Source organism: Anoxybacillus sp. J5B_2022 (assembly GCF_026847645.1).
Classification (GTDB): Bacteria; Bacillota; Bacilli; order Bacillales; family Anoxybacillaceae; genus Anoxybacteroides.
In genome coordinates, this window is record NZ_JAPSMC010000068.1 from 1 (window position 1) to 14364 (window position 14364).

A 14364-nucleotide genomic window follows, 5' to 3' on the forward strand; every position below is an offset into this window, starting at 1 on the left:
TTGTCGGTTACCCCCTTGATTTTATGAGGTCTTATTGGGGGAAAAAGTTTTTTTCCTTCTCTCCCATCCCTTGTGTACCAACGATTTTACGTCATCGAAAATAGCTCTTCTACATTTTTCTCATTTCCGCATATAGTGTATACCTGTATGTAAAAAATTATGTATAAAAACAGAAAAGATCGCCCGACTATTTTTTGTCGTCGCGATCTCGCTAATCTTCCTGTTGAATTAAACGAAATGGCATCCCTGTACGCAACACCCCTTTCGTTTCCACACCTCCTAACCCTTTTTCTCCTGTCAGCGTGTTACGCAATACATCCCAAACATGCACCGTTTCGATAAACGGAGTAAAACTGATTCTTGACACAATATACACCGGGTCAAGCGCATGAATATTGACGCGAGCAGGGGAACTCGCAAAGTTGGCGCCAGCGCGAATGAGCGATTCAAAATGCGATTGGCACGCACCAGCAAAAATCACGAGCTGATCGAGATGAGGGACTTTTTTTCTCGCCTCTTTCACCGTTTGCACAAAATATTTTGAATGGCGGTACGCTCGTAAATCTGTTATTTTCCCTTTCGATTTTGAGTAAGAATCATGACCGGTAACGACTAAAATATCGGGACGGACTTGCTCTAAAAGTACACTGACTTTTTCCGGCATCTCTTTTTCATCGCAATACACCCCGTAAACCGGAACGCCAATCCGTTCATATAGATCTAAACATTTTCGCAAATAGACAGGGTCACCGTCTAGATGGAGGACGCGCCCCGGAATGTGAAAAAAATCTTTGTCTGCTTGATACCCTCCCGTCGCTCGATATTCCGTCTTTTGTTTTAATAAATGGTAATCTTGACGGAACAGTTTATACGATTGCTCGATTAATTCTTTTTGTTTTTTCTCCCTCATTTGCCGTTCTTCCTCACCAACAATCAGTAAATCATCGAACGGAGCATCGGCCATTAACCGTACATCCTCCCCGTAAAGAATCGCCTCTTTTTCCCCGTTTTTCTCTTTAATATCGACTACACGAAACAATAAATCACATTCGTATGACTTCCTTGCTACTATATCTCCGACTTTAATCTCCATCATTTGTTCCCTCCAAAATCAATACGATTTATTAAGTACAATATGCATACGCTCAAAAGAAGTGAAGAAAAAAGAAAAAGACCTAAAAATTAGGCCTTTTCGTTAAATACGTCCATTAACCGGTTGCTCAGTGCAGCAAATTCCGCAAGCGTCAACGTCTCCCCTCGCCGCCGCGGGTCAAGCTGAAGCTCCGCTAATACGCGCTCGATCGTTTCTTTTCGTTGCTTGCCATTCGGCAATTGGCTCGTTAAATTATTTAAAATCGTTTTTCGACGCTGGCTAAAACTTGCCCGCACGACTTGAAAGAAAAACGATTCATCGATCACATCAACGGCTGGTTTTTCCCGCTTCGTCAACCGAATAACAGCCGAATCAACATTCGGTTGCGGCATAAAAACAGTTCGCGGAACGGTCATGACTGTTTCCGCCTCGGTATAATATTGAATCGCAATCGATAAAGAGCCGTAATCTTTCGTACCCGGCTGTGCCGAAATGCGATCCGCCACTTCTTTCTGCAACATCACTACGATGCCGCGAATCGGCAAATGATCTTCCAACAGCTTCATAATAATCGGTGTCGTGACGTAATACGGTAAGTTCGCTACGACCATAATATCATGGGCTTCTGTAAATTCTTCATCCATTACACGTCGAATGTCCGCTTTCAATATATCTTGATGAATGATGCGAACGTTCGGATACGGCGACAGCGTATCCGCTAAAATTGGCAAAAGACGTTGATCAATTTCAAACGCCACTACTTTTTGCGCGCGTCGGGCGAGTTGTTCAGTGAGCGCACCGATGCCGGGGCCGATTTCGATGACGCCAGTGTCATTGGAAAGTTCGGCAAAATCGACAATTCGCCGCAAAATGTTTAGATCAATTAAAAAGTTTTGACCTAAACTTTTCTTAAATGAAAACCCATATTTCTCTAAAATTTCTCTTGTCCGCCCCGGTGTTGCAATATCTTTAGTCATTTCCTTCCTCCTCCTGAAGCACTTGCTGCAACGCATCATGAAAAGCTGCTTTCGAAATGCGAAACATTTGTAGCCGCTTATGTAGCTGTTTGCCATTTGTATAACCGATTTTCAACAGTTGCCCTAACCGTTGTCGCCGCGCTTTCGCTAGGGCACCACCGACCAAACCAGCCGCGATCAAATCATCTAACGTAATCTCCTCTTTCCACTCGGTTGCTTCTTCGTATACGTGCTCAAGCGCTTGACGAATCGCTTCAACCGACGCATACTCGACCCCGACTCCTTTTCCTTTTTTGGAAAGGGCCAACTGTTTCGGCAAAAACGCATGTTTGCAGCCAGGAACACGTTCGGCGATCGTTTTCCGAATTTTTTCTCCTGGAAAATCAGGATCCGTCAAAATAATGACGCCTCGCGTTTCTTTCGCAAGCTTAATCCGTTCAATCGTTTCTTCGTTAATCGCCGAACCGTTTGTTTCAATCGTATCGGCTTCTACCGCCCTCTGGATGGCAACTGTATCATCTTTTCCTTCCACCACAATGATTTCTTTAATTTTCAAAGCCAATGTACAGAAAACTCTGTACTTCCTCCCTTCCTCTAATAACAAGCTGATATTTTTATCGTTCCCATAAAACAGATGAAACTTTTTTCTCCTTTTTTCGTCTAATAAAGCAGAAAATCATCTTTCATTATAACGAAAAAACAGAGGGCAAAAAATCCCTCTGTACGTTTAGTCGATAATTCTCACTTTCACACGTCTTGCTCCCCAGCGAAACGCAGCTGATTTTTCTGGGAAGAATACATCGATTTCATACCCGTTAATCCCCGACCCTGTATCCGCTGCAATCGCGTAGCCGTAGCCTTCGACATATACTTTCGAACCGAGCGGAATAATGCGCGGATCGACCGCGATTACTTTAAGATGCGGGTTAGAACGTAAATTAATACCCGTGCTCGTTCTCCCAGAACATCCACCGCAATACGCTGTATACGCCGTAGCCGTTACGTAAATTTCCCGCGCTGCTTGCGACGAGCTGCGCGATGTGAGCGCATTTTCGTTTGTTCCGACTACTACCACCCGGTCTTTGCTTTGTTGCAATATTTTTGTTTTCACTAACGTTCGTGATACTTTTTTTCCATTTTCTAACACTACTTCGTATTGCTTCGATACGATCCCTTTTTGACCAGGACTAATGACTCGTTTTTCCCCTTTCGGCAACCGGTCATCTTTGCGGGTGACGACTGCGAAATCGACTGCTTCTTCCACTACATCGGTGACTTTTTGAACTTTGATAACCTTTACGACCATATTTTCTTTTATTTTTTCATGTAGCGATGGCTCTACACGGTCAAGTTCATTTAACGTGATGTTGTGCTGCTTTAAAAAGTCAGCGACAGTAGTCGAAGTTGCCCACACTTGCTGTTGTTTACCGCCGACATTCAGTTGAATCGGGAACGCCTTTTCAAACGAAATGTTCATGCCTTTTTGCACGTCTGCATCAAGCGACGGAAGGACTCGATCATGCGGCCCTACAGCGATATGTTGGGCGGCTAGCAACTCTTTTACGTTTTTAGCAGTCGTCCATACTTCTTTTTTTATTCCGTTCACTGTTAAAGTAACCCGCCTGCTCGCTTGCCAAACAATTCGCAAATCATCCGTTACCGTTGCATCGACCGAAGGGAATATGTAATCTTCCGGACGAGGATGGATATCTAGCTCTTCTAGCACTTCTGCTACCGTATTAGCGTGTGTACGAATTTCTTGCTTCTCCCCGTTTTTTATGACCGTAACATGCTCCTTTGTCGCTTCATATCCCGTAAATCCTGTTGTCGCTGAAAGCGCTATCAAACCGCTGGCTGTTACCGTTAAATTTTTCCTTAACGAACTAGAAAGCAAACTCCTCACATTGTTCAACACGTTTAAAAAACCTCCTTTTTCTCCTCCCTCTCACCTTTACGCGTAAGTATACTCTATTATGCAAAAAATAACCTTGAAAGGAAAGGAAGACTTGTCGACATTCTATCGTATGCACGACGCTAAATTTGTAGAACTTTTTTTCTTATCGTGATCGTTAGACAAGTCTCCCAAAAAAGCGACACGTTTTTTTAGCGATTAATGCCGAACAATTTTTTTGCATTCTCACACGTTTTCCATGCCACTTCTTCAAATGAAATCCCTTTTAGTTCAGCTATTGCCTCCGCCACATATTTGACGTAGCTCGGTTCATTCCGTTTGCCGCGAAACGGATGTGGCGTTAAATAAGGGCAATCTGTTTCAATCAACAAATGTTCTAGCGGAATTTCTTTGGCGACTTCTTTCGGTTTTTTCGCATTTTTAAACGTTACAGGCCCGCCAAACGAGATGTAAAAATTCATCTCGATGCATTGTTTCGCCACTTCGAAGCTTCCGGTAAAACAATGCATAATCCCGCCGACTTCTTGCGCGTTTTCTTCTTGTAAAATCGTTAAAATATCCGCTGTTGCTTCACGGTTATGTATAATGATCGGCAGTTTCACCTTTTTGGCTAACGCAATTTGTTTGCGAAACACTTCTTTTTGCACATCTTTTGGCGATTTATCCCAGTAATAATCTAATCCCATTTCTCCGAGCGCCACCACTTTCGGATGTGCTGCCAGTTGCTCGATCATATGCAAATCTTCATCCGTCATATCAATCGCATCAACCGGATGCCAGCCGACCGCTGCATAAATAAAGTCGTGTTGTTCGGCTAGGTCGATGGCGCGCGCAATCGTTGGCCGGTCAAAGCCAACAACGACAATATAGGACACCCCTTCATGTTGCGCCCGCTGAATCACTTCTTCGACATCTTCGCTATATTGCATCGCATTTAAATGTGCATGTGTATCAAATAGCATCGTCACTACCCCTTTTTCGTTGTTAAGTGTATCATAGGAGAAGATTACATATATCACAGTAGCTTAACATTTCCGTTACAAAACGACAACAAAGAGGTGTCACGCGTTTTCCACGCCCACCTCTTCGTTTTACGTTTTATTTAATTTTCGTTCCATTCGGCAAGCTTTCATCGACCGTGGCGAGTGAAAGCACGCCGTTTTCTTCTCCTGCTAAAATCATGCCTTGCGACAACTCGCCGCGCAACTTCACCGGCTTTAAGTTGGCAACGCAAATCACTTTTTTCCCGATTAATTGTTCCGGCTTGTAAAACTCGGCAATGCCAGAAATCACTTGGCGTTTTTCATACCCAAGATCGAGCTGCAATTTCAATAGTTTGTTCGCGTTTTTGACCGGCTCCGCGTGCAACACTTGCGCCACCCGTAAATCCACTTTCAGAAAATCATCGATAGCGATTTCTGGAACGGTTTCTTTTGGTTGCTCTGGCGTTGGTTTATCGCCTTGCATTTGCGCTTTAATATACGCGACCTCTGTTTCAATCTCTAACCGCGGGAAGAGCGGCTCCCCTTTTTCCACTTTCGTCCCTTCTTCGATGAGACCGAACGTATATAAGCTTTCCCACGTTTTTAATTCTGCTTGCGTCACACCAAGTTGTTGGAAAATTTTTTCTGGTGTCCGTGTTAAAAATGGCTGCAACAACACCGCGATATGGCGGAGCGCCTCGGCTAAATGAGTCATCACGGACGCCAATTTTCCTCGATTCGCTTCATCTTTCGCTAAAACCCACGGCTGCGTTTCATCGATATATTTATTGGCGCGGCCAATTAATTGCCACACCGCCGCTAACGCCACCGAGAATTCAATTTTCTCCATCGCTTCTTCATACTGTTTTATCGTTTCTTGCGTCGTATGGACAAGTTCATTGTCAAATGCTGTTTGCGCTCCTTCGTAAACCGGAATGACGCCAGCAAAATATTTTTCAATCATCGCTACTGTCCGGTTTAATAAGTTCCCTAAATCGTTCGCTAAATCGTAATTGATCCGCTCGACAAAGCCTTCCGGCGTAAAAACGCCATCTGAACCGAACGGAACTTCCCGTAACAAATAATAGCGGAGCGCATCTAATCCATAACGATCGATAAGCGTTACTGGATCGACGACATTTCCTTTCGACTTGGACATTTTTCCGTCCTTCATAAGCAGCCAGCCATGGGCAAATACTTTTTTTGGAAGCGGCAAATCTAATGCCATTAACATAATCGGCCAATAAATCGTATGGAAGCGAACAATCTCTTTTCCGACGAGATGCACGTCCGCCGGCCAATATTTCAAAAACTTTTCATCATTTTCCGTTCCATAGCCTAATGCCGTAATATAATTGGATAATGCGTCAATCCATACGTAAATGACATGCTTTGGATCTCCTGGTACTTTAATTCCCCAGTCAAACGTTGTGCGCGATACTGCCAAATCCTCTAATCCCGGTTTAATGAAGTTGTTAATCATTTCGTTTTTTCGCGATTCCGGCTGGATAAACTCCGGATTTTCTTCATAATATTGAAGAAGACGGTCAACATATTTGCTCATATTAAAGAAGTAAGATTCTTCCTTCACCTTTTCGACCGAGCGACCGCAATCTGGACAATTTCCATCGACAAGCTGTCGCTCCGTATAAAACGATTCACAAGGCGTACAATACCAGCCTTCGTATTCATCTAAATAAATATCGCCTTGTTCAACAAGACGGGCAAAAATTTTCTCCACTACTTCTTTATGCCGGTCTTCTGTTGTTCGAATAAAATCGTCATATGAAATATCGAGTTTTTTCCATAGCTCTTGAATCCCGGCGACAATTTCGTCAACATACGCTTGCGGCGTTACCCCTTTTTCCTCCGCTTTTCGCTGAATTTTTTGCCCGTGTTCGTCCGTCCCTGTTAAATACATCACATCATAGCCGCGAAGGCGTTTATACCTAGCCATCGCATCCCCAGCTACCGTCGTATACGCATGGCCAATATGCAGCTTTCCGCTCGGATAATAAATTGGTGTTGTAATATAAAATGTTTTCTTCTCCATATGTACACCCTCCTCAATATAGAAAAACCCCCGCCCAAAGGACGAGAGCGATCCGCTTCTTACATATATTTTATATGATTTTTTTGCTAAAAACATCTATTTCTCTTCTCTCTAAAAAATATACATCCATCTTTACTATTTTATATATAAGGAAAGTTGAATTTTGTCGAACAATCTGGTTGTTTGTCTTTTATTTAGAAGCTTCCAATACGAAGAAATGATTGCAAATTAGGAACGAAAACACATTATTTCAAATAATAAAGGTAATCTTTTTATTTTTTTAATATATATATATAAAATAATTAATTGTTTATTTAATAACGATTATCCAATATATAATATTTTTTTAAAATAATAAAATACATTTTTTTTTAAATTTTACATATAAAAGGATTGACGTATAATGGAAACGCTGATATGATTAGGTTGTAGGAAATTTGTCGAATATTGACGAATGAAACCTAAAAAAACAACATATAGAAAAAGACACAAAACTATTTATGGAGAGGAGATTGTTCAATGAAATCTACAGGTATTGTTCGTAAAGTGGATGAGTTAGGTCGTGTGGTGATTCCGATCGAATTGCGTCGTACGTTAGACATCGCAGAAAAAGACGCGTTGGAAATCTACGTCGATGACGAACGCATCATTTTGAAAAAATACAAACCAAATATGACATGTGTTGTCACAGGCGAAGTATCTGACGACAACTTCAAACTTGCCGGTGGCAAAATTATTTTAAGCCGTGAAGGCGCGGAAATTCTTTTAAAAGAAATCCAAGAGTGCTTGGAAACGTCGAAGTAAGAAAAAAGGATGTTCTGTCTAGAACATCCTTTTTTCTATTGATGATACGCTTGGTAAATTTCTCGTTTTGGCGCGTTGCGGTCGACCGCCACCTGTTTAATCGCTTCTTTTGTGTTCATATTTTTTTCCTTCACGTAATAATCAACATGTTCGACAATCGACAGGGGCTGCCACCATTCGTCTTGCGCTTCTTCACACTCTTTCGCACCTTCGACTACAATGCAAAACTCACCGCGCACTTCTTCCTCTCTTGCCCAATCAATGACTTCACTCATCGTTCCACGAATAAACTCTTCAAAGCGCTTCGTTAATTCACGGCATAACGCTACCTTTCGCTCTCCTAACACCTCATGCATGGCCAGCAACGTATCTTCCAGCCGATGCGGCGCTTCATAAAAAATAAGCGTATCGCGAAGATGTTTCAATGCTTCGAGCTGTTTTTTCTTTTCTTTTTTCGTCCGGTCGAGAAACCCGAAAAAGTAAAAATGCTCCGTCGCAAGACCGGAAGCCACAAGCGCCGTTACCGCAGCGTTCGCTCCCGGAAGTGGGACAACCGTACACTTTGCTTCAATCGCGGCCGCTACTAATTCATAACCTGGATCAGAAATCGCCGGCATCCCCGCATCGCTGACAAGCGCCACCTTTTTTCCTTCTTGAAGCCATTCGACAATTTTTTTGCCGCTTGCATATTTATTATGCTCGTGGTAACTAATGACGGGAGTGACGATTTCGAAGTGAGTTAACAATTTTTTCGTTTGCCGCGTATCTTCAGCAGCAATCCAGTCGACTTCTTTTAACACCCGTAACGCTCGCAACGTCATATCTTCAAGATTTCCGATCGGTGTTGGAACGATATAAAGCGTGCCAATTCCCTCTTCTGCAAAGCTTTTTTGTTGCCAAACCATCTTTTTTGCTCCTTTACAATGAAGTCCCATACAATATTTGTTTTACTTCATCCGTATATTCATCATCGTCGCGATAAACAATTAAAGGTGGTAAAATTTTCAAATCAGGACTTCCGTCTTTTATCCCTTCAATTAAAATCGTATTCGCTTCTTTTCCAAGTTTCGGATATACGAACCGCAGCCGTTTTGGCTCAAGGCGGTATTGCCGCATGAGCATGACAATATCTAAAAGGCGGCCTGGCCGATGAACAAACGCCGATTTCCCACCTTGTTTCAACAATTGGCTACTTACTCTAATTACGTCTTCTAACGTACAATAAATTTCGTGTCGCGCAATCGCTAAATGCCGATTTTTATTTATTTCCTCTTCACTCACGGTCGGAAAATATGGCGGGTTACACGTCACGACGTCGTACTTGCTATAGCCCAATTGCTTCGGCATATCTTTAATATCCCCGTGAATGAGCTCAATTTGTTTTTCTAACCCGTTATACTGCACACTTCGCTTTGCCATATCATAAAGACGGTCTTGAATTTCAACGCCGATAATTTTCCCTTTCGTTCGCTTGCTCAATAAAAGCGGAATGACTCCATTGCCTGTGCACAAATCGACAATGTTTCCTTTTTGAATCGGCATATAAGCAAATTTCGCTAACAACACAGCATCTAACGAAAAAGCAAAAACAGATGGACTTTGAATAATGCGCATATTTTCATTCAGAAGATAATCAAGTCGTTCGTCATCGTACAATTTGACCATCTAGTTCATACCTCTTTCACAATCTTTCAAGAAAAGAGCCTCTCCTTCATTGGAAAGGCTTTACTATTTTTTATTTAAAAACGATAAGCAAAATAAACAATCTTCTTTACGAACGCTCCCGTAATGAACGTTGCAAATATGAAACCCTTCTTGGTAAAGGCGCGCCAAGTTATCATATCCTTCACCAATATCCACAATCTTTCGTTCGCTCTTTTCTTTTCTTTTGACAGGCACTGTTTCCCCTGTAAGTTCCTGTAGCCGCTGCCGCAAATGAGCATTTTCCATTTGTAAATGGTGATTTTCCTCAAGCAGTTGAGCAAAGTGTTCCTTCAGTTCAACAAGCTGACGGTACAAATGGCTAATTTGTTCTTCCATACTTGTTACGGATTGAAAAATCTCTTTCTTATTCACATAAATCCACCCCAATTAATCCGTGGCTTGAATCGACAAAACTCCTTCTTTCACTAACTCATCGATGGTGTATTCCACTACTCGCTCATGCTCTGACAACTCCACTTGCAAAACCCTTTCTAAAATATTCAAGCCGACCACTCTTCCGACGCCATGTGGAGTTTCAATATATTCTCCTAAATCCGGAAGTTGCTCTTTTGCCGTTTCATACTCATCATTTTCGTATTTTAAACAGCACATTAACCGGCCGCAAAGCCCAGAAATTTTCGTCGGATTTAACGATAAGTTTTGGTCTTTCGCCATCTTAATCGAAACTGGGTCAAAATCGCCTAAAAACGTTGAGCAACATAACATTCTCCCGCACGGTCCAATTCCGCCAAGCATTTTTGCTTCATCCCTCACACCGATTTGCCTTAACTCGATGCGAGTGCGGAAAATCGCCGCTAAATCTTTAACAAGTTCCCGGAAATCAACACGCCCATCAGCAGTAAAATAGAAAATGACTTTATTGCGGTCAAACGTATATTCCACATCCACGAGTTTCATTTCCAGTCCGTGTTCTTCTACCTTTTTCAAACAAATTTCATACGCCTCTTGCGCTGCTTTTTTGTTGTCTTCAACAACCATTTTATCTTTCGCATCGGCAATGCGGATGACTTTCTTTAACGGCAGTACAATGTCGTTTTCATCTACTTGCTTATTGCTAATGACAACCTTGCCGAATTCAATTCCGCGAACCGTTTCCACGATCACAAATTCGCCCGTCTGAATCGTCAAATCGCCAGGATCAAAATAATAAATTTTCCCCGCTTTTTTAAAGCGGACACCTACTACATTATACAAACGTTGTTCCCCCCTTTAACTTGAGGATCAGTTGTTCCATTAAAAGCTGTACGTTCATGTTTGTATTTAAACGTGCTTTCGCCTGCAAAATAGCAGACATGTTGTTCGTCAGTCGATTTTGTGGACACGTCAATGCCCACTGCCGCAAATCATCTAGTCGATCACAATAAATGACGTGTTCTAATTGACCAAGCTGTACATGCAAAATATCTCTATATAAATACAATAATAAGTCCAGTCCCATGTCTATTTGTTCTTTTTCTTGAAAATGGGGTGCCCATTTTTCTTGAAGAATGAGAAGTGCTTGAAACTCGTTTTGGTTTAGCGCTTCATATAATTGTAACACTATTTTTCGCGCCTCTGCAAACCAATCGTTTCGACTCCATTCGAGCGCTTCCTCGCGATTATTTGTCACATGAGCGGCAAGCAACGCGAAATGAGGAGGAATTTGTTGTGCTTTTAACCAATCCGCCAGCAAAGCAGGTGGTAACGGCTGAAACGATAATACTTGGCAGCGCGAAATGATGGTCGTCAGCATGCGATGAAATTGCTCCGTCAGCAAAATCGCCATCGTTCCTGCATGAGGTTCTTCCAAAAATTTTAACAAACTGTTTGCAGCATTGGTCGTCATTTTATCTGCATGATGGATGATGTACAATTTTTGTTTCGATTCTACACCCGTTTTCGCAAATTCCTCTTGTAACGCCTCAATTTGCCCTTTTTTAATCGACTGGCCGTCCGGATCGATCCAATGAACATCAGGGTGATTTCGCGACTCGATCCGCCGACAATTCCGACATTCATCGCAAGGTTTATAGTCAAGTCGATTTAGACAAAACAAACTTTTTGCAAACAAAAGGCTAACGTCTTTTTTGCCTGTTCCCCGTTGTCCTTCAAATAAATAGGCATGAGCTACTCTTCCTTTTTTGATACTATTTGCTAACATTTTCATGACAACCGGCTGATATTGCTCAAGCTGATCCCAAACGACAGCCACATTGATCACTCACTTATCTTTTGATATAAGCAAGAACCCCCGCTTCCAGAAGAAAAAACCGGAAGTTCAACCTTTATTCTAACATGTCTTGACGATTTCATCATTTGATGTTTGCTCGATCTTTTTCTTCCATTTCCTCTATAATAATAGAAACGGTTTCGGCAAACACTTCTGCAATCGATCTAGAAGCATCAAGCTGGATTATCCGCTCTGGAAAACGGTCGACTAGTTGCAAATACCCTTGTCGTACTTTCTCATGAAACGACAAACTTTCGAGATCTAAGCGGTTCACTTCCCGTTTTCGGTTGCGATAAATTCGTTCGAGTCCTATTTTCGGATCGACATCAAAATAAAGCGTTAATGTCGGAAAATATCCGTCAATGGCAAACTGATTAATACTTAGCACTTCATCTATTCCTAACCCCCGCGCAAATCCTTGATACGCGAGTGAGCTATCAATAAAACGGTCGCACAACACAATTTTTCCGTCCTTTAGCGCAGGAATGACTTTCTCGACGAGATGTTGCCTTCGCGCCGCCGCGTAAAGCAATGCTTCCGTACGAGCATCCATCGTTTGATGAGAAGGATTTAAAATAATGTCGCGAATTTTTTCGGCAATATCAATTCCTCCTGGCTCCCGTGTCGCCACCACATCCCATCCCTTTTCCCGCAAAAACGACTCTAACATAGAAATAATCGTTGTTTTCCCTGCTCCTTCTGGTCCTTCAAATGAGAAAAAATAGCCTGCCATCACTTGTCACCTTTCTTGCTCCATTATTGTTCAAATACTTCTATTTGGTAAGAAGCTAAATAAGCCCCCCCTTGAAACCGAGCTCCATACCGCTTTAACTCGATAATGCGCTCGATATGTTCCTTTTGAATGACTTCCCCCATACATAACAGCGGAATGCCCGGCGGATACGGGATAATCGTTTCAGCGGACACAAGACCTTCTGCCTTTTCGAGCGGCACTATCTTTTTCGACAATCGCGCTAACGTACGATACGAAATCGATGGAGAAGTCGTCACAAACGAAAACGGGGTAAATGAATAAGTCAGTCGTTCATCATAGCATAGCCCTTTGAACGCCCGTTTCACTTTTTCCGTAACCTCTTCTATATTTTTTAATGGCGCCAGAGGATATACAAAAAGAACGTTAAAAGGATCGGCTAATTCAGTAAAAATACCTTCCTGCTCAAGGCGGCTCTGCAATTCATACCCTGAAAAAACGCTTCTCGTCTGGACGGTAATTTTTAGTAAATCCGTCTTCACAAATGGATCTTTTGATTGTACAGTTGTTACACCTTCGCTTTCGTTTAATACCTCTTTAAACTGCTCGATTTGTGCCTGTATCCGACGAATGTCTTCCGACAATAAACTCGCTATATAGCTTCTTGCCAAATCAAGCGAAGCCATAATTGGATAAGACGGGCTACTCGACTGAAACACTTGTAAAAAATAGCGCAATTTTTCTTTATCAACGAATGAACTATTGATGTGTAAATAAGAACCCATCGTCATCGCCGGCAACGTCTTATGAGCCGACTGCACAACAACATCTGCACCGCACGCAATGGCTGATTTCGGGAAAGGCGACCCAACTACAAAATGAGCGCCATGTGCTTCGTCAACAAGCACCGGTATGCGTCGACGATGGGCTATCTCCACTATTTCTGTTAAATCAACTGACATCCCATAATAATTTGGATTAGTTAAAATTAACGCTGTCACATCGGGATGATGCTCGATCGCTTCCTTTACCGTTTCAGGAGAAACATATGACGCAACCCGAACATCTTTGTCAAATTCTGGTGAAAGAAAAACAGGTGCTGCCCCCACTAATTGGAGCGCATGAATCACTGATTTATGGCAGTTTCGTTGAACAATTACTTTTTTGTTTTCTTCGCACGTCGCGAAAATCATTGCTAAATTGCCAACCGTCGATCCGTTCACTAAAAAAAACGTTTCATCTACACCATAAAATTCAGCGGCCAATTGTTGCGCTTCGGCAATAACGGATTCTGGCTGATGTAAATCATCCAGTCCGCTCAATTCCGTTGCATCAAGTCGCAATAAACTTTCGTAATCTTCCCTAGCCTGCATCGAAAAAATCGTCCCGTATTTATGGCCAGGAACATGAAACGAAAGCGGGTTGGCTAAAGCATGTTGTTTTAAAGCCGTGTATAGCGGTGTTTTTTGTTCATTGTTCATCATCTAAATCATTCCTCTAAAATTAAAATTACGTTCATAACTAATATATTAAAATAAAACAGGTCCTATTAATAGGACCTGACACTATGAATATATTTCTCGACTCATAATTTTTTTCAACTGTTGCAAATAAAAGCGATATTTCGGGTCGTCTGTATCTGTGCGGACCAATTCTTTCTCGCAGTCTATGCAAAGGAATTTCGTATAAATGTGAATTCCTTCGTCTTTCGATTGTTCACAAACGATGCACGTTTCCTCTATAGATTGATTAGACATAGCCAACTCCCACCTCCTATTCGCTATCTTTCCCCCATTTATAAGTTTCTATACTTATAAGATATGTATTTTCAGTTTGTTTGCATCAATAGGAACAAAAGAAAAAGACTGACTAAACAAACGTTTAGTCAGTCTCTTT

Annotated in this window: 15 protein-coding genes; 1 reads left to right on the forward strand and 14 read right to left on the reverse strand. The window is 42.0% G+C overall.

All coding sequences use genetic code 11. The features are described 5' to 3' along the window. Positions 1-211 precede the first annotated feature (211 nt). From yabG to metG, 6 genes are all read right to left on the reverse strand, one after another. Complete coding sequence (gene yabG / locus M4I42_RS14520) at positions 212-1093, reverse strand: sporulation peptidase YabG (protein ID WP_268852822.1); 882 nt, start codon at positions 1091-1093, stop codon at positions 212-214. 89 nt (positions 1094-1182) lie between these two features. Beyond that, a complete protein-coding gene (gene rsmA, locus M4I42_RS14525; protein ID WP_268852809.1) occupies positions 1183-2070 on the reverse strand; it encodes a 16S rRNA (adenine(1518)-N(6)/adenine(1519)-N(6))-dimethyltransferase RsmA in 888 nt (295 codons plus the stop codon). Then, a complete protein-coding gene (gene rnmV, locus M4I42_RS14530) occupies positions 2063-2626 on the reverse strand; it encodes a ribonuclease M5 (RefSeq protein WP_268852823.1) in 564 nt (187 codons plus the stop codon). Before rnmV ends, rsmA begins: the two co-directional genes overlap by 8 nt. A gap of 171 nt (positions 2627-2797) precedes the next feature. Beyond that, on the reverse strand, positions 2798-3985 hold the full coding sequence (locus M4I42_RS14535) for a G5 and 3D domain-containing protein (protein WP_268852810.1): 1188 nt from the start codon (positions 3983-3985) through the stop codon (positions 2798-2800). Between the two features lie 188 nt (positions 3986-4173). Further along, positions 4174-4944: a TatD family hydrolase gene (locus tag M4I42_RS14540; RefSeq protein WP_268852811.1), complete on the reverse strand. Its 771-nt coding sequence runs from the start codon at positions 4942-4944 to the stop codon at positions 4174-4176. Between the two features lie 136 nt (positions 4945-5080). Next, positions 5081-7114 (reverse strand): methionine--tRNA ligase, encoded by a 2034-nt coding sequence (metG, locus tag M4I42_RS14545; protein WP_268852812.1) that lies wholly within the window; start codon positions 7112-7114, stop codon positions 5081-5083. A gap of 423 nt (positions 7115-7537) precedes the next feature. Between metG and M4I42_RS14550 the strand changes: the two genes are divergently transcribed. Next, complete coding sequence (locus M4I42_RS14550) at positions 7538-7822, forward strand: AbrB/MazE/SpoVT family DNA-binding domain-containing protein (protein ID WP_268852813.1); 285 nt, start codon at positions 7538-7540, stop codon at positions 7820-7822. Positions 7823-7857: 35 nt separating this feature from the next. Here the strand turns inward: M4I42_RS14550 and rsmI are convergent, their stop codons facing one another. From rsmI to M4I42_RS14590, 8 genes are all read right to left on the reverse strand, one after another. After that, positions 7858-8727 carry a 16S rRNA (cytidine(1402)-2'-O)-methyltransferase gene (gene rsmI / locus M4I42_RS14555; RefSeq protein ID WP_268852814.1) on the reverse strand — a complete coding sequence of 290 codons (870 nt, stop codon included), beginning with the start codon at positions 8725-8727 and terminating at the stop codon, positions 7858-7860. A 13-nt stretch (positions 8728-8740) separates the two neighbouring features. Beyond that, entirely contained in the window at positions 8741-9487 is a 747-nt protein-coding gene (locus M4I42_RS14560) for a tRNA1(Val) (adenine(37)-N6)-methyltransferase (protein WP_268852815.1), read from the reverse strand. Positions 9488-9550: 63 nt separating this feature from the next. Next, complete coding sequence (gene yabA, locus M4I42_RS14565; protein WP_268852816.1) at positions 9551-9898, reverse strand: DNA replication initiation control protein YabA; 348 nt, start codon at positions 9896-9898, stop codon at positions 9551-9553. Positions 9899-9913: 15 nt separating this feature from the next. Further along, the gene (locus tag M4I42_RS14570; RefSeq protein ID WP_268852817.1) at positions 9914-10741 is read right to left on the reverse strand and encodes a PSP1 domain-containing protein; all 828 of its coding nucleotides are present in this window, start codon (positions 10739-10741) and stop codon (positions 9914-9916) included. Continuing rightward, positions 10734-11738, reverse strand: a complete 1005-nt coding sequence (gene holB, locus M4I42_RS14575; RefSeq protein ID WP_268852818.1) for a DNA polymerase III subunit delta' — start codon at positions 11736-11738, stop codon at positions 10734-10736. Before holB ends, M4I42_RS14570 begins: the two co-directional genes overlap by 8 nt. Before the next feature lie 100 nt (positions 11739-11838). Next, the gene (gene tmk / locus M4I42_RS14580; protein WP_268852819.1) at positions 11839-12489 is read right to left on the reverse strand and encodes a dTMP kinase; all 651 of its coding nucleotides are present in this window, start codon (positions 12487-12489) and stop codon (positions 11839-11841) included. Positions 12490-12512: 23 nt separating this feature from the next. Further along, on the reverse strand, positions 12513-13952 hold the full coding sequence (locus M4I42_RS14585; protein WP_268852820.1) for an aminotransferase class I/II-fold pyridoxal phosphate-dependent enzyme: 1440 nt from the start codon (positions 13950-13952) through the stop codon (positions 12513-12515). An 81-nt stretch (positions 13953-14033) separates the two neighbouring features. After that, positions 14034-14225, reverse strand: a complete 192-nt coding sequence (locus M4I42_RS14590) for a sigma factor G inhibitor Gin (protein WP_268852821.1) — start codon at positions 14223-14225, stop codon at positions 14034-14036. Positions 14226-14364: the final 139 nt, after the last annotated feature.